This window comes from Salmonella sp. 2020_1395, assembly GCF_043848115.1.
Taxonomy (GTDB): domain Bacteria; phylum Pseudomonadota; class Gammaproteobacteria; order Enterobacterales; family Enterobacteriaceae; genus Salmonella; species Salmonella enterica.
Genome location: NZ_JBCMFH010000017.1, coordinates 77249 through 92921 on the forward strand (window position 1 = coordinate 77249; position 15673 = coordinate 92921).

The 15673-nt window shown below is 51.9% G+C and carries 14 protein-coding genes; 11 read left to right on the top strand and 3 right to left on the bottom strand.

From position 1 onward, the window contains the following. Positions 1 to 94 precede the first annotated feature (94 nt). Genes tatA through tatD form a run of 4 tightly spaced genes read left to right on the top strand, consistent with a single transcriptional unit; the run spans position 95 to position 2507 of the window. On the top strand, positions 95 to 349 hold the full coding sequence (tatA, locus tag ACH0WD_RS20930) for a Sec-independent protein translocase subunit TatA (RefSeq protein WP_000508972.1): 255 nt from the start codon (positions 95 to 97) through the stop codon (positions 347 to 349). A gap of 3 nt (positions 350 to 352) precedes the next feature. After that, positions 353 to 901, top strand: coding sequence for a Sec-independent protein translocase protein TatB (gene tatB, locus ACH0WD_RS20935; RefSeq protein WP_000459612.1), 549 nt, complete (start codon positions 353 to 355; stop codon positions 899 to 901). A 2-nt stretch (positions 902 to 903) separates the two neighbouring features. Beyond that, on the top strand, positions 904 to 1683 hold the full coding sequence (tatC, locus tag ACH0WD_RS20940; protein ID WP_000257554.1) for a Sec-independent protein translocase subunit TatC: 780 nt from the start codon (positions 904 to 906) through the stop codon (positions 1681 to 1683). Between the two features lie 41 nt (positions 1684 to 1724). Beyond that, a complete protein-coding gene (gene tatD, locus ACH0WD_RS20945; protein ID WP_000459644.1) occupies positions 1725 to 2507 on the top strand; it encodes a 3'-5' ssDNA/RNA exonuclease TatD in 783 nt (260 codons plus the stop codon). Between the two features lie 7 nt (positions 2508 to 2514). Here tatD and rfaH read toward each other — a convergent pair whose 3' ends face one another. After that, complete coding sequence (rfaH, locus tag ACH0WD_RS20950; protein WP_001192410.1) at positions 2515 to 3003, bottom strand: transcription/translation regulatory transformer protein RfaH; 489 nt, start codon at positions 3001 to 3003, stop codon at positions 2515 to 2517. Between the two features lie 185 nt (positions 3004 to 3188). On the opposite strand from rfaH, the gene ubiD reads away from it, so the two are divergent. The 3 genes from ubiD to ACH0WD_RS20965 all read left to right on the top strand — a co-directional run bounded on the left by ubiD (position 3189) and on the right by ACH0WD_RS20965 (position 7531). After that, the gene (gene ubiD, locus ACH0WD_RS20955) at positions 3189 to 4667 is read left to right on the top strand and encodes a 4-hydroxy-3-polyprenylbenzoate decarboxylase (protein WP_000339768.1); all 1479 of its coding nucleotides are present in this window, start codon (positions 3189 to 3191) and stop codon (positions 4665 to 4667) included. A gap of 85 nt (positions 4668 to 4752) precedes the next feature. Continuing rightward, on the top strand, positions 4753 to 5454 hold the full coding sequence (fre, locus tag ACH0WD_RS20960; protein WP_000209838.1) for an NAD(P)H-flavin reductase: 702 nt from the start codon (positions 4753 to 4755) through the stop codon (positions 5452 to 5454). 253 nt (positions 5455 to 5707) lie between these two features. Further along, positions 5708 to 7531: an aryl-sulfate sulfotransferase gene (locus ACH0WD_RS20965; RefSeq protein ID WP_000669889.1), complete on the top strand. Its 1824-nt coding sequence runs from the start codon at positions 5708 to 5710 to the stop codon at positions 7529 to 7531. 196 nt (positions 7532 to 7727) lie between these two features. Here ACH0WD_RS20965 and fadA read toward each other — a convergent pair whose 3' ends face one another. Both fadA and fadB read right to left on the bottom strand, forming a co-directional pair. Further along, positions 7728 to 8891, bottom strand: coding sequence for an acetyl-CoA C-acyltransferase FadA (fadA, locus tag ACH0WD_RS20970; RefSeq protein ID WP_000438781.1), 1164 nt, complete (start codon positions 8889 to 8891; stop codon positions 7728 to 7730). A 9-nt stretch (positions 8892 to 8900) separates the two neighbouring features. Then, the gene (gene fadB / locus ACH0WD_RS20975; RefSeq protein ID WP_000966006.1) at positions 8901 to 11090 is read right to left on the bottom strand and encodes a fatty acid oxidation complex subunit alpha FadB; all 2190 of its coding nucleotides are present in this window, start codon (positions 11088 to 11090) and stop codon (positions 8901 to 8903) included. Between the two features lie 189 nt (positions 11091 to 11279). Here fadB and pepQ point away from each other — a divergent pair, with 189 nt between their 5' ends. Genes pepQ through hemG form a run of 4 tightly spaced genes read left to right on the top strand, consistent with a single transcriptional unit; the run spans position 11280 to position 15272 of the window. Further along, positions 11280 to 12611: a Xaa-Pro dipeptidase gene (pepQ, locus tag ACH0WD_RS20980; protein WP_000444529.1), complete on the top strand. Its 1332-nt coding sequence runs from the start codon at positions 11280 to 11282 to the stop codon at positions 12609 to 12611. After that, a complete protein-coding gene (locus tag ACH0WD_RS20985; protein WP_000378897.1) occupies positions 12611 to 13225 on the top strand; it encodes an IMPACT family protein in 615 nt (204 codons plus the stop codon). Before pepQ ends, ACH0WD_RS20985 begins: the two co-directional genes overlap by 1 nt. A gap of 38 nt (positions 13226 to 13263) precedes the next feature. After that, positions 13264 to 14715: a Trk system potassium transporter TrkH gene (trkH, locus tag ACH0WD_RS20990; protein WP_000545688.1), complete on the top strand. Its 1452-nt coding sequence runs from the start codon at positions 13264 to 13266 to the stop codon at positions 14713 to 14715. Between the two features lie 11 nt (positions 14716 to 14726). Then, complete coding sequence (gene hemG, locus ACH0WD_RS20995; protein WP_000853982.1) at positions 14727 to 15272, top strand: menaquinone-dependent protoporphyrinogen IX dehydrogenase; 546 nt, start codon at positions 14727 to 14729, stop codon at positions 15270 to 15272. Positions 15273 to 15673 lie beyond the last annotated feature (401 nt).

Below are 15673 nucleotides of genomic sequence, written 5' to 3' on the forward strand. Positions count from 1 at the left end.
AGGGCGGGCGAAAGCGGCTAACAAAGAGGCAGCGCGAAGGATAATGTGTATAATGCGGCCCTAATAATTCATCATCTATCACAGAGGAACATGTATGGGTGGTATCAGTATTTGGCAGTTGTTGATTGTTGCCGTTATCGTCGTACTGCTGTTCGGCACCAAAAAACTCGGTTCCATCGGTTCCGATCTTGGCGCGTCTATCAAAGGCTTTAAAAAGGCCATGAGCGATGATGATGCCAAACAGGATAAAACCAGTCAGGACGCTGATTTTACCGCTAAATCTATCGCGGATAAGCAAGGCGAAGCGAAAAAGGAAGACGCTAAAAGCCAAGATAAAGAGCAGGTATAATCCGTGTTTGATATCGGTTTTAGCGAACTGCTGTTAGTGTTCGTTATCGGCCTCATTGTGTTGGGGCCGCAACGATTGCCAGTAGCGGTAAAAACGGTAGCGGGCTGGATTCGCGCGTTGCGGTCCCTTGCGACAACGGTTCAGAATGAACTGACTCAGGAACTGAAACTTCAGGAGTTCCAGGACAGTCTGAAAAAAGTCGAAAAGGCGAGCCTGGAAAATCTGACTCCCGAGCTGAAAGCATCTATGGATGAACTGCGTCAGGCGGCGGAGTCGATGAAACGCACCTACAGCGCTAACGATCCCGAACAAGCGAGCGATGAAGCGCATACCATCCATAATCCGGTGGTAAAAGGGAACGAAACGCAGCATGAGGGCGTCACCCCTGCCGCCGCTGAAACACAGGCGAGCGCGCCGGAACAAAAGCCGGAGCCTGTTAAAGCTAACGTGCCTGAGTCGACGGAAACCGCTTCCGTAGCCACGATAGACGCCGAGAAGAAATCCGCTGCGCCTGTTGTCGAATCTTCCCCCTCGTCGAGTGATAAACCGTAAACATGGCTGTAGAAGATACTCAACCGCTTATCACGCATCTGATCGAGTTGCGTAAGCGCCTGCTAAACTGCATCGTCGCAGTACTTCTGATTTTTCTGGCGTTAATTTATTTCGCCAATGATATTTATCATTTAGTCGCCGCACCGCTGATTAAACAGATGCCGCAAGGGGCGACAATGATTGCGACGGATGTGGCGTCGCCGTTTTTTACGCCTATCAAACTCACCTTCATGGTGTCTTTGATCTTATCCGCGCCTGTCATTTTGTACCAGGTTTGGGCCTTTATCGCCCCGGCGCTGTATAAGCATGAGCGTCGTCTGGTCGTACCGCTGCTGGTATCCAGCTCGCTGCTTTTCTACATTGGTATGGCCTTCGCCTATTTTGTCGTATTCCCTTTGGCCTTTGGTTTCCTGACGCATACGGCGCCGGAAGGGGTACAGGTTTCGACAGATATCGCCAGCTATCTTAGCTTTGTCATGGCGCTTTTTATGGCCTTTGGCGTAGCCTTTGAAGTGCCGGTGGCGATTGTGTTGCTGTGCTGGATGGGCATCACCACGCCAGAAGATTTGCGTAAAAAACGGCCTTATATCCTGGTCGGGGCATTCATTGTGGGAATGCTGCTTACGCCGCCAGATGTTTTCTCGCAAACGTTGCTGGCGATACCGATGTACTGCCTGTTTGAAATTGGCGTTTTCTGCTCACGCTTTTATGTCGGTAAGCGACGGACGCGCGACGAAGATAACGAGGCCGAAACCGAAAAGGCCGAGCACACTGAAGACTAAACACAACCGCCCGCCAGGGCGGTTGTCATATGGGGGCAAGCATGTTTGATATTGGCGTTAATTTAACCAGTAGCCAGTTTGCAAAAGATCGTGATGATGTGGTCGCCCGTGCGTTTGCGGCGGGAGTAAAAGGTATGCTACTGACCGGAACGAACATCCATGAAAGTCAGCAGGCGTTAAAACTGGCGCGGCGCTACCCCCATTGTTGGTCGACGGCTGGCGTCCATCCCCATGACAGCAGTCAGTGGTCATCCGCGTCTGAAGACGCCATTATTGCGCTGGCGAACCAGCCAGAAGTCGTCGCTATCGGTGAGTGCGGGCTGGATTTCAATCGTAATTTTTCCACGCCGCAGGAGCAGGAGCGTGCCTTTCAGGCGCAGCTACAAATTGCCGCCGAATTACAGATGCCAATCTTTATGCACTGCCGGGACGCGCATGAGCGATTTCTGGCATTGCTTGATCCCTGGTTGGATAGTCTTCCTGGTGCAATACTGCACTGCTTTACCGGTTCACGCCAGCAAATGCAGGACTGTGTGGACAGAGGACTCTATATCGGTATTACCGGGTGGGTTTGCGACGAACGACGCGGACTTGAGCTACGTGAACTCTTACCGTTTATTCCAGCGGAAAAGCTACTGATAGAAACCGACGCGCCGTATCTGTTGCCTCGCGATCTTACGCCGAAACCAACGTCACGACGCAACGAGCCCGCGTATCTACCTCACATCCTGGAGCGCATTGCGCTATGGCGTGGTGAAGATCCGCAATGGTTAGCGGCGATGACAGATGCCAACGCCAGAACCTTATTTGAGGTCGTATTCTGAATGATCGCTAAATCTTGCGAAAACCGGTGTTTTTTACGCTCTGCTTCACTTCTTTATTGAGTAAATTAAGCAGTAACATCGAACGCGTTTCGCCATCCGGTTCGGTAAAAATCGCTTTCAGCCCTTCAAATGCGCCTTCCGTGATGATGACGCTATCGCCGGGATAGGGGGTTTCAGGATCGACAACGCCTTCGGGCTTGTAGATAGAAAGCTGATGAATAACGCTGGAAGGCACGATCGCAGGATGCGCGCCAAAGCGCACAAAATGGCTGACGCCGCGCGTGGCGTTGATTGTAGTGGTATGTATCACTTCCGGATCAAATTCAACGAACAGATAATTAGGAAAGAGCGGTTCGCTAACGGAGGTACGTTTTCCGCGTACCATTTTTTCCAGGGTGATCATCGGTGTCAGGCAACTTACCGCTTGTCTTTCGAGGTGTTCCTGAGCACGCTGAAGTTGCCCGCGTTTGCAGTACAGTAAATACCAGGATTGCATAATGACTCTTATCCGCTTGTTCGGGGCGCAAGCATAGCAAAAGCCATGCGCGAAGTTAATTATACACTTCATCCTTTAAGCCGTATCTGGATTAGCGTTGGTTGCCAGAGTTCACGCTAATTTAACAAAAATACAGCATCCCGATGATGAACGCCGTATAATGATGCGCTTACCAAGAGGCTACAATGGACGCCATGAAATATCACGATTTACGCGACTTCCTGACGCTACTTGAGCAGCAGGGGGAACTAAAACGCATCACGCTACCTGTGGATCCTCATCTGGAAATCACGGAAATCGCTGACCGCACGCTGCGTGCCGGTGGACCGGCGTTGCTGTTTGAAAATCCTAAAGGTTACTCCATGCCGGTGCTGTGCAACCTTTTTGGCACGCCAAAACGCGTGGCGATGGGCATGGGGCAGGATGATGTTTCCGCATTACGGGAAGTGGGTAAATTATTAGCGTTTCTGAAAGAACCTGAGCCGCCGAAAGGCTTTCGCGATCTGTTTGACAAGCTGCCGCAGTTTAAGCAAGTGCTGAATATGCCGACGAAACGGTTACGCGGCGCGCCTTGCCAGCAGAAAATCGCGTCTGGCGATGATGTCGATTTAACGCGTCTTCCAGTCATGACCTGTTGGCCGGACGACGCCGCGCCGCTGATTACCTGGGGACTGACGGTAACGCGTGGTCCGCACAAAGAGCGGCAAAACCTGGGCATTTATCGTCAGCAGTTGATAGGTAAAAATAAGCTGATTATGCGCTGGCTGTCTCACCGCGGCGGCGCGCTGGATTTTCAGGAGTGGTTAGCCGCGCGTCCGGGTGAACGTTTCCCGGTCTCCGTCGCATTGGGCGCCGATCCGGCGACGATACTTGGCGCCGTGACTCCTGTTCCCGATACTCTGTCGGAGTATGCCTTTGCGGGCCTGCTGCGCGGCACGAAAACTGAAGTGGTTAAATGCCTTTCTAACGATCTGGAAGTGCCTGCCAGCGCCGAGATTATCCTTGAAGGTTACATTGAGCCGGGAGAGATGGCGCCGGAAGGACCGTATGGCGATCATACGGGCTATTATAATGAAGTGGATAGCTTTCCGGTCTTTACCGTCACGCATATTACGCAGCGTGAGGATGCCATCTATCACTCCACCTATACCGGGCGTCCGCCCGATGAGCCTGCGGTATTAGGGGTGGCGCTCAATGAAGTCTTCGTGCCTATTCTGCAAAAACAGTTTCCGGAAATCGTCGACTTTTATCTGCCGCCGGAAGGGTGTTCTTACCGCCTGGCGGTAGTGACGATGAAAAAGCAGTACGCTGGTCATGCGAAACGCGTCATGATGGGCGTCTGGTCGTTTTTGCGCCAGTTTATGTATACGAAATTTGTTATCGTTTGCGATGATGACGTTAACGCACGCGACTGGAATGATGTGATCTGGGCGATTACCACCCGTATGGACCCTGCGCGGGATACGGTGCTGGTTGAAAATACGCCGATTGACTACCTGGATTTTGCCTCGCCGGTCTCCGGGCTGGGTTCAAAAATGGGGCTGGATGCCACAAACAAATGGCCGGGCGAAACCCAACGCGAGTGGGGTCGTCCTATTGTTAAAGATCCTGAAGTTACCGCGCGTATTGATGCGATTTGGGATGAGCTGGCTATCTTTAAATAACTGAAAGCGGACATCGACATTTCAGGCTGTGGCGACTCGGCTTGAAAAATGTCGGTATTGACCCGACACCCGACAGAGGGAGCGCATGACAACCTTAAGCTGTAAAGTGACCTCGGTAGAAGCTATCACCGATACCGTATATCGGGTTCGTTTAGTGCCGGACGCGGCGTTTACATTCCGCGCTGGTCAGTATTTGATGGTCGTAATGGACGAGCGTGACAAACGCCCGTTTTCGATGGCCTCAACGCCGGACGAGAAAGGGTTTATTGAATTACACATTGGCGCCTCCGAGCTCAATCTGTATGCGATGGCGGTCATGGATCGGATTCTGAAAGACCGGGAAATCGTCGTCGATATTCCGCATGGCGACGCCTGGCTACGTGACGATGAAGAGCGTCCGTTGATTCTGATCGCGGGCGGTACGGGCTTTTCTTATGTGCGCTCCATCCTGTTGACGGCGTTAGCGCGCAACCCGAACCGCGATGTTACCATTTACTGGGGTGGTCGCGAAGAAAAGCACCTCTATGATCTCTCTGAGCTGGAAGCACTCTCTGTTAACCATCCGAATTTGCGTATTGAACCTGTTGTCGAGCAGCCGGAAGAAGGCTGGCGTGGACGTACAGGAACGGTACTTACGGCGGTATTGCAGGATTATGGTACGCTGGCGGGGCACGATATTTATATTGCCGGACGTTTTGAGATGGCGAAAATCGCCCGCGATCTGTTCTGTCATGAGCGTAACGCGCGGGAAGATCGTCTGTTTGGCGATGCGTTCGCATTTATTTAACTATTTTATGGGACGCAGTAGCGTCCCTTTTTACGTTAGCCTACCTAAAAGTCCTCTTAAATATTAATTAATCGTCAACTATAAAACCTTATGATATTGAATATCTACAGGCTTTGTATTGCGTGTAATAAATTAAGTAATATTATGTCCTGAGGCTATCAATAAAAATAGTTAATTATATATGCTTCATTTATTTTTATAAAAGAAACATAAAATGGAAAGTTAGTTATTTATTTATAAGATGGAGAGTGTTATGAAATTTAAATATGCTTTAACTTCTCTCGCATTATCTGTTGCAATTTTGTCATCAGTACCTTCTACTGCTTTCGCCATCGGCGGCGCCAGCGGCGCTAAAGTGGACTATCAGGTCCAGGGAAAAATTGGCGAAGTTGTTATGAACCCCTATGATATCGCGCCGCTAACCGCCGTTATTCGTAATGGCGGTTACCAGTTACGTGACGTGCATGTACGGATTGTCCCCAAAGAAAATGGCCAGGAGATCGCGTATAAAGTTAATAATAAATACCTTTTAACGTATGGCGGTATCCCCGTCTTTGGTCTTTACCCAGATTATGTCAATACCGTTGAAGTTGAATATACAAGGATCCAGGGTAGTAAAACCGAAAATATAAAAGAAAGCTATAAAATGTATGCACCGCCTGCCTATATTGAATCAGCGGGTACAAAAGAAGAACAATCAGCACTCTTTACTATCGATGTTAAAAAGGTTTCCCCAGAATTTAAAGATCGCTTGTATCTTTTGAATAATACGAAAGATAAGTCTGGGAATGGAACGCGTACTGTCTGGAACAACCCTACTGGGGGTGCATTAGAATGGAACTTCACTACAGCTAACGCTATTATCGACACCTCCGGTGATATTCGTTGGTTTATGAATCCAAGTTCAATTTATGATTTAAAGTCAATTTATCGTGCTGGCGTTATGATGGGCTTTAAACAAAACCAGGATGGCGCACTATCGTGGGGCTACGGTCAGCGTTATGTGAAATACGATATCATGGGGCGTGAAATCTTTAACCGCCGCCTGCCGGATAATTATAACGATTTTTCACACTCAATGGATAACGCGGCCAACGGTCACTACTTCCTGCGTGTAGCCAGCTCTAACTATAAACGCCCTGATGGGAAAAATGTTCGTACCGTGCGTGATGTGATTGCCGAAGTTGATCAGAACGGCGTGGTAGTGGATGAATGGCGTCTGTTTGATATCCTCGATCCTTATCGTGATGTGATAATGAAAACCCTCGATCAGGGCGCTGTGTGCCTGAATATCGACGCCAGCCAGTCCGGCCATACGTTGAGCGAAGAAGATCTGGCGGCGCTGGACTCCTCCGACAAATTCGGGGATATCGTGGGTAGTGGGGCTGGCCGCAACTGGGCGCATGTCAACAGTGTCGACTATGACAGTGAAGATGATTCCATCATCATCAGCTCCCGCCACCAGAGTGCGATTATCAAAATCGGCCGCGATAAGAAAGTGAAGTGGATACTGGGTACGCCTGCTGGCTGGAAAGCGCCATTTAATGCCGCAATTCTGACGCCAGTGGATAGCAAAGGCCAAAAAATTGCTTGCCAGGACAGTGGCTGCGAGGGTGACTTCGACTGGACATGGACGCAACATACGGCCTTTAAAATTGATAGTAAGAGTAAAGGCGATATCTTATACCTTTCCGCTTTCGACAATGGCGATGGCCGCGGCTTAGAACAGCCTGCTATGCAGAGTATGAAATACAGCCGCTCCGTGATTTACAAAATCGACCAGAAAAACAAGACCGTCCAACAGATCTGGCAATACGGTAAAGAGCGCGGGAACGAGTGGTTTAGCCCGGTAACCTCTATCACCGAGTACCAGACTGACAAGAATTCTGTGTTCGTGTATTCCGCAACAGCAGGTGGTGCGTTTGATTTGTCGGTAGGCGCATTTACCAGCTTGCCTAATCCGTATCTGGAAGAGTTCAGATGGGGAGAAAAAGAACCTGCGGTCGAAATGCAAATACATGGTGCGCGTGGATATCAGGCTATGCCATTTAGCCTGACCAAAGCGCTTACTGAGTAGAGCGGGCCATATGGTGAAAAAACCCGCCCCTGACGGGCGGGAAAAACGGCAACTAAACTGTTTCCCGTCATAATTCGCGCAGCCTCTTTGTTGGCTGCCTTTGCTCACCCCGGGCACATAGTTATCTATGTGCCCGGGGATTCGCTCAGTTGCCGCTGCGCTGCAATGCGAGTTATTTAGGGGATATTATCTTTGATTAAATCCGCTCAAACACCGTGGCGATGCCCTGACCCAGACCAATACACATCGTCGCCAGACCAAACTGCGCGTCTTTGCGCTCCATCAGGTTGATAAGCGTGGTGCTGATACGTGCTCCGGAGCAGCCGAGCGGATGACCAAGCGCGATCGCGCCGCCGTTGAGGTTGATCTTCTCGTCTATCTGCTCCATCAATCCCAGATCCATAATGCATGGCAGGATCTGTGCGGCAAACGCTTCGTTCATCTCAAACACATCGATATCGCTGGCTGACAGTCCCGCTTTTTTCAACGCCAGTTTTGACGCCGGAACCGGCCCGTAACCCATAATTGACGGATCACAACCCACCACTGCCATTGAGCGAATACGGGCGCGAGGTTTCAGGCCCAGCTCACGGGCACGACTTTCGCTCATTACCAGCATGGCGGCTGCGCCATCGGAAAGCGCGGATGAGGTGCCCGCCGTGACCGTGCCACTAACCGGATCAAATGCCGGACGCAGCATTGATAGCGCTTCGACCGTGGTTTCCGGGCGGATCACTTCATCGTAGCTAAACTGCTTCAACACGCCGTCTGCATCATGACCGCCAGTCGGGATAATCTCCGTTTTGAATGCGCCAGACTGGGTAGCGGCCCAGGCGCGAGCGTGAGAGCGGGCGGCGAACTGGTCCTGCATTTCCCGGCTAATGCCGTGCAGGCGGGAGAGCATTTCCGCCGTTAGCCCCATCATCCCTGCCGCTTTGGCGACGTTGCGACTCAGACCCGGGTGAAAATCCACGCCGTGGCTCATCGGCACGTGCCCCATATGCTCCACGCCGCCAACCAGACAAACCTGCGCATCGCCGGTCATGATCATTCGCGCTGCATCGTGTAACGCCTGCATCGAGGAACCACACAGACGGTTGACGGTGACCGCCGGTACCGAATGGGGAATTTCTGCCAGCAGCGCGGCGTTACGGGCAATGTTGAAGCCTTGCTCCAGCGTTTGTTGTACGCAGCCCCAGTAAATATCATCGAGGGTCGCCGCTGTAAGCGACGGATTACGCGCCAGCAGGCTACGCATTAAGTGGGCGGAGAGATCTTCTGCCCGCACGTTGCGAAACGCGCCGCCCTTCGAACGGCCCATCGGGGTGCGAATAGCATCGACAATGACAACCTGTTCCATTGTGACTCCTTAAGCCGTTTTCAGAGAACCAACCGGACGGGCTGGTTCAACCGGGGGATAATACGGTTCGTTATGGCGCGCTTTATCACGCAGCCCTTCCGGCACTTCATACAGCGGGCCGAGGTGTTGATACTGCTGCGCCATATCAAGATATTTCGCGCTGCCCTGTGTATCCAGCCAGCGGAATGCGCCGCCGTGGAACGGAGGGAAGCCCAGGCCGTAGACCAGCGCCATATCGGCTTCCGCCGGGCTTGCGATAATGCCTTCTTCCAGACAGCGAACCACTTCGTTAATCATCGGGATCATCATACGGGCGATTATCTCGTCGTCGCTGAAGTCGCGTTTCGGCTGACTGACGCTTGCCAGCAGGTCATCCACCGCGGCATCTTCTTCTTTCTTCGGCTTACCCTTGCTGTCTTCTTTATAGCGCCAGAAGCCCAGACCGTTTTTTTGCCCAAAACGGCTGGCGTCAAACAATGCGTCGATCGCGTCGCGATACTCTTTCTGCATCCGTTGCGGGAAGCCTGCCGCCATTACCGCCTGCGCGTGATGCGCGGTATCAATGCCGACAACATCCAGCAAATAGGCCGGGCCCATCGGCCAGCCGAACTGTTTTTCCATCACTTTATCGACTTTGCGGAAATCCGCGCCGTCGCGCAGCAGTTGACTGAAACCGGCGAAATAGGGGAACAGCACGCGGTTAACAAAGAAGCCGGGGCAGTCGTTGACTACAATCGGTGTCTTGCCCATTTTGCTGGCCCAGGCGACGACTTTGGCAATGGTTTCGTCTGAACTCTTCTCGCCGCGAATGATTTCAACCAGCGGCATCCGGTGTACCGGGTTGAAGAAGTGCATTCCGCAAAAGTTTTCCGGACGTTCCAGGGCGCTTGCCAGTTCGCCAATTGGGATGGTGGAGGTATTTGAGGCCAGCACGGTTTCCGGGCGCACTTTCTGCTCGGTTTCCGCTAGTACCGCTTTTTTGACTTTCGGATTTTCGACTACCGCTTCGACAACAACATCTACGCGATCGAAACCGGCATAATCGAGAGTCGGGTGGATGGTCGAAATGACGCCCGCCAGCTTCAAACCGCCGATCTTGCCGCGCTCCAGCTGTTTGTTCAGCAGCTTGGCCGCTTCGGTCATGCCGAGGTTCAACGATTTATCGTTGATATCTTTCATGATAACCGGTACGCCTTTCCAGGCCGACTGGTAAGCGATACCGCCGCCCATAATGCCCGCGCCCAGTACGGCTGCCTGTTTCGGCGTCTCAATATCTTTGGTCAGCTTTTTGGCTTTACCTTTTACATATTGATCGTTGAGGAAGATACCGACCAGCGCACGAGCCTCATTGGTATGCGCCAGCGGAACAAAGCTTTTATTTTCCAGATTCAGCGCTTCTTCACGACCAAAACGTGCGGCGGCTTCAATGGTTTTCACTGCGGTCATCGGTGCCGGATAATGTTTACCCGCCGTTTGTGCGACCATGCCTTTAGCGATGGTAAAGCTCATCGCCGCTTCAATTTTGCTGAGTTTCAACGGTTCCAGTTTCGGCTGGCGTTTAGCTCTCCAGTCGAGATCGCCGGTAATGGCCTGGCGTAACACCGCTATCGCGCCTTCAATTAGCTTCTCTTGTTTGACCACGCCGTCCACAAGGCCGATTTTCAGCGCGTGCTCAGCACCGACATCTTTACCTGCCGCGATAATCTCCAGCGCGCTGTCTGCGCCCAGCATACGCGGCAGACGAACGGAGCCGCCGAAACCCGGCATGATGCCCAGTTTAGTTTCCGGCAGACCGATACGGAGGTCTGGCGTCGCCAGACGGTAATCGGTGGCCAGCACGCATTCACACCCGCCGCCCAGCGCATAGCCGTTTACAGCGGCAAGGGTCGGTACGGGTAAATCTTCCAGACGGTTAAAGACGCTATTAGCGAAATGCAGCCATTGGCTTAACTGCTCTTCGGGGACGAGGAACAGTGAAAGAAATTCGGTGATGTCCGCGCCGACAATAAAGGCCGCTTTATTAGAGCGCAGCAGCAGCCCTTTTAAATCGTGTTGCTTTTCCAGCACCTCAAGCGCCTGGCCGAGGCTGGCGACGGTTGCGGTGTCGAGTTTATTGACCGAGCCTGGAGCATCGAACACCAGTTCGGCGATGCCATCTTCCAGCCAGTCGAGGTACAGGGTGTCGCCTTTATAAAGCATGTCAGTCTCCTGAATCCACAAGGTGATCTGGTCGTACCAGATGAAGCGAAGTGTGTATTTTGTGTTAATAAAATGCAAATAAATGATTAAAGAAATGCCGATGTGATCACGCTCGGCAGAGATCACGCTCTCGTGGGGCGATGTGCTAAGATGCGGAAACTTGAGGTCAAAAAAACAGAAGGGTAAAAAATGGAATCACTGGCCGCGCTCTATAAAAATCATATTGTTACCTTACAAGAACGGACGCGCGATGTTCTGGCGCGCTTTAAGCTGGATGCGTTACTTATTCATTCCGGCGAGCTTTTCAACGTCTTTCTCGACGATCACCCTTATCCGTTTAAGGTCAATCCGCAGTTTAAAGCGTGGGTGCCGGTAACTCAGGTTCCAAATTGCTGGCTGCTGGTCGATGGCGTCAACAAACCCAAATTGTGGTTTTATCTGCCGGTCGATTACTGGCATAACGTTGAACCGCTGCCAACGTCATTCTGGACAGAAGAAGTCGAGGTCGTCGCCTTACCGAAAGCGGATGGCATCGGCAGCCAGCTGCCTGCCGCGCGTGGCAATATCGGCTATATCGGCCCGGTTCCTGAGCGCGCGCTACAATTGGATATCGCCGCCAGCAACATCAACCCGAAAGGTGTTATCGACTATCTGCATTACTACCGCGCCTATAAAACGGATTATGAACTGGCCTGTATGCGCGAAGCGCAGAAAATGGCGGTGAGCGGTCATCGGGCGGCGGAAGAGGCCTTCCGTTCCGGCATGAGCGAGTTTGACATCAACCTGGCGTACCTGACCGCCACGGGACATCGCGATACTGATGTTCCATACAGCAACATTGTGGCGCTGAACGAACATGCCGCCGTGCTGCATTACACGAAACTGGATCATCAGGCACCGTCTGAAATGCGCAGTTTCCTGCTGGATGCGGGCGCGGAATACAATGGCTACGCGGCGGATCTGACGCGGACCTGGTCGGCGAAAAGCGATAACGACTACGCCCACCTGGTGAAAGATGTTAACGACGAACAGTTGGCGCTGATCGCTACCATGAAGGCGGGCGTCAGCTATGTGGATTATCATATTCAGTTCCATCAACGCATCGCGAAGCTGCTGCGTAAACATCAAATCATTACCGACATGAGTGAAGAGGCGATGGTGGAAAATGATCTTACCGGGCCGTTTATGCCGCACGGTATTGGTCATCCGTTGGGTCTGCAGGTACACGATGTGGCCGGGTTTATGCAGGATGATTCCGGTACGCATCTCGCCGCGCCGTCCAAATACCCGTATCTGCGCTGCACGCGTGTGTTACAGCCGCGAATGGTGTTGACCATCGAACCGGGGATTTACTTCATCGAATCGCTGTTAGCGCCGTGGCGCGAAGGCCCGTTCAGCAAGCACTTCAACTGGCAGAAAATTGAAGCGCTCAAGCCTTTCGGCGGTATTCGCATTGAAGATAACGTGGTCATCCACGAAAACGGCGTGGAAAACATGACGCGGGATTTAAAACTGGCGTAATGGACAGTTGGTTAATCCCTGCAGCGCCGGTCACCGTTGTTGAAGAGATCAAAAAAAGCCGCTTTATTACGCTATTGGCGCATACCGATGGCGTAGACGCGGCGAAAGCGTTTGTTGAGTCAGTCAGAGCTGAGCACCCTGATGCGCGCCACCATTGTGTGGCGTGGGTGGCGGGTGCGCCGGACGACTCACAGCAACTGGGCTTTTCAGACGACGGCGAACCGGCGGGAACGGCAGGCAAGCCGATGCTTGCGCAATTGATGGGCAGCGGCGTCGGAGAAATTACTGCCGTCGTCGTGCGCTACTATGGTGGTATTCTGCTGGGTACGGGCGGGCTGGTAAAAGCCTATGGCGGCGGTGTGAATCAGGCATTACGTCAGCTTGCCACACAACGCAAGACGCCATTAACCGAATATACTTTGCAGTGTGAGTACGGTCAGTTGGCCGGAATCGAAGCATTATTAGGACAGTTTGCCGGGAAGATCGTTTCCAGCGATTATCAGGCGTCTGTTCGGCTCAGGGTGGCGCTTCCTTTTGCTCATGTGAATGCATTTTCCACAAAACTGGCGGATTTTAGCCGTGGTTCATTGCAATTGTTAGCGATTGAAGAATAATCCCCACCTCATTTTTAAGAATAAAGGAAGCGGCAGAGATGCATTTTCGCGCCATTACCCGAATCGTTGGACTACTGGTTATCTTATTTTCGGGGACAATGATTCTCCCGGGACTGGTAGCGCTAATATATCGTGATGGCGCAGGAAGAGCGTTCACGCAGACCTTTTTTGTCGCGCTGGCGATCGGTTCCATACTGTGGTGGCCAAACCGTAGGGAAAAGGGCGAGCTGAAATCCCGCGAAGGATTTCTTATCGTGGTGTTGTTCTGGACCGTGCTGGGCAGCGTGGGTGCGCTGCCGTTTATTTTCTCGGAAAGCCCAAACCTCACCATTACCGATGCTTTTTTTGAATCGTTCTCCGGGTTAACCACCACGGGCGCCACTACGCTGGTGGGGTTGGACTCATTACCGCACGCCATTCTCTTTTATCGTCAGATGCTGCAATGGTTTGGCGGTATGGGGATCATTGTGCTGGCGGTGGCGATTCTCCCTATCCTCGGCGTCGGGGGGATGCAGCTCTATCGGGCAGAAATGCCGGGGCCGCTCAAAGATAACAAAATGCGCCCGCGTATTGCCGAGACGGCGAAAACGCTGTGGCTTATCTATGTCTTGCTAACGGTAGCCTGCGCGCTGGCGCTATGGTTTGCAGGGATGCCCGCGTTTGACGCTATCGGACACAGCTTCTCCACTATCGCTATCGGCGGCTTCTCAACGCATGACGCCAGCGTAGGCTATTTTGATAGTCCCACTATTAATACCATCATCGCTATTTTCCTGCTGATCTCCGGTTGTAACTATGGCCTGCATTTCTCTTTATTAAGCGGGCGTAGCCTGAAAGTATACTGGCGCGATCCGGAATTCCGCATGTTCATCGGCGTACAGTTGACGCTGGTGGTGATCTGCACGCTGGTACTGTGGTTCCATAATATCTACGACTCGGCGCTGACAACGCTAAATCAGGCATTCTTCCAGGTCGTGTCGATGGCGACAACGGCAGGATTTACCACGGACAGCATTGCGCGCTGGCCGCTGTTTTTGCCCGTCTTGCTGCTATGTTCCGCGTTTATTGGCGGTTGCGCCGGGTCAACGGGCGGGGGGTTAAAGGTCATCCGTATTCTGTTGTTGTTTAAACAGGGGAACCGCGAACTCAAACGTCTGGTGCATCCGAATGCCGTTTACAGTATTAAGCTGGGGAACCGGGCACTGCCAGAACGTATTCTGGAAGCCGTCTGGGGATTCTTTTCTGCCTACGCGCTGGTATTTATCGTCAGTATGCTGGCTATTATCGCTACAGGCGTAGATGATTTCTCGGCTTTCGCCTCGGTAGTGGCTACGCTTAATAACCTGGGACCGGGGCTGGGGGTGGTTGCTGATAACTTCGCCAGTATGAATCCGGTTGCGAAATGGATACTCATCGCCAACATGCTATTTGGTCGTCTGGAAGTATTCACTTTGCTGGTACTTTTTACCCCGACTTTCTGGCGTGAATAATGGAGTAACACGTGAAAACATTGATTCTTTTCTCTACCCGGGACGGACAAACGCGCGAAATTGCCTCTTATCTGGCTTCTGAACTCAAAGAGATGGGGATCTGGGCCGATGTCGTTAATCTGCATCGCGCAGAAGAGCCGGACTGGGATAGCTATGATCGCGTAGTGATTGGCGCGTCTATTCGTTATGGTCATTACCACAGCGCCTTTCAGGAGTTCGTTAAGAAATACGCCACGCGGTTGAACGGAATGCCGAGCGCCTTTTATTCCGTTAACCTGGTGGCGCGTAAAGCTGAAAAACGGACGCCGCAGACTAACAGCTACGCGCGTAAGTTTTTAATGAGCTCTCCGTGGCGACCTGACTACTGTGCCGTCATTGCAGGCGCGCTTCGCTATCCCCGTTATCGCTGGTATGACCGTCTGATGATCAAGCTTATTATGAAGATGTCGGGCGGCGAAACGGATACCAGTAAAGAAGTGGTGTACACCGACTGGGAGCAGGTTGCGCACTTTGCCCGTGAAATAGCCCATTTAACCAACAAATCGTCGGCAAAATAAACGCAAAGAATAAAAAGTGCGCACTCAGAAAATTATTTTAAATTTCCTCTTGTCAGGCAGAAATAACTCCCTATAATGCGCCACCACTGACACGGAACAACGGCACACAGGCCGCCGGGTCAGCGGGGTTCAGACCAGAACCTCACGGAGAAAAGCGAAAATAAACGCTTGACTCTGAAGCGGGAAAGCGTAATATGCACACCCCGCGCCGCTGAGAAAAAGCGAAGCGGCACTGCTCTTTAACAATTTATCAGACAATCTGTGTGGGCACTCGAAGATACGGATTCTTAACGTCCTCGGACGAAAAATGAATACCAAGTCTCAAGAGTGAACACGTAATTCATTACGAAGTTTAATTCTTTGAGCATCAAACTTTTAAATTGAAGAGTTTGATCATGGCT

Bases quoted from the DNA above. Each gene is read 5' to 3' on its own strand.
- pepQ (WP_000444529.1), top strand. From the start codon at position 11,280: ATGGAATCACTGGCCGCGCTCTATAAAAATCATATTGTTACCTTACAA.
- trkH (WP_000545688.1), top strand. From the start codon at position 13,264: ATGCATTTTCGCGCCATTACCCGAATCGTTGGACTACTGGTTATCTTA.
- fre (WP_000209838.1), top strand. From the start codon at position 4,753: ATGACAACCTTAAGCTGTAAAGTGACCTCGGTAGAAGCTATCACCGAT.
- ACH0WD_RS20985 (WP_000378897.1), top strand. From the start codon at position 12,611: ATGGACAGTTGGTTAATCCCTGCAGCGCCGGTCACCGTTGTTGAAGAG.
- tatD (WP_000459644.1), top strand. From the start codon at position 1,725: ATGTTTGATATTGGCGTTAATTTAACCAGTAGCCAGTTTGCAAAAGAT.
- tatC (WP_000257554.1), top strand. From the start codon at position 904: ATGGCTGTAGAAGATACTCAACCGCTTATCACGCATCTGATCGAGTTG.
- tatA (WP_000508972.1), top strand. From the start codon at position 95: ATGGGTGGTATCAGTATTTGGCAGTTGTTGATTGTTGCCGTTATCGTC.
- ACH0WD_RS20965 (WP_000669889.1), top strand. From the start codon at position 5,708: ATGAAATTTAAATATGCTTTAACTTCTCTCGCATTATCTGTTGCAATT.
- fadB (WP_000966006.1), bottom strand. From the start codon at position 11,090: ATGCTTTATAAAGGCGACACCCTGTACCTCGACTGGCTGGAAGATGGC.
- ubiD (WP_000339768.1), top strand. From the start codon at position 3,189: ATGGACGCCATGAAATATCACGATTTACGCGACTTCCTGACGCTACTT.
- fadA (WP_000438781.1), bottom strand. From the start codon at position 8,891: ATGGAACAGGTTGTCATTGTCGATGCTATTCGCACCCCGATGGGCCGT.
- rfaH (WP_001192410.1), bottom strand. From the start codon at position 3,003: ATGCAATCCTGGTATTTACTGTACTGCAAACGCGGGCAACTTCAGCGT.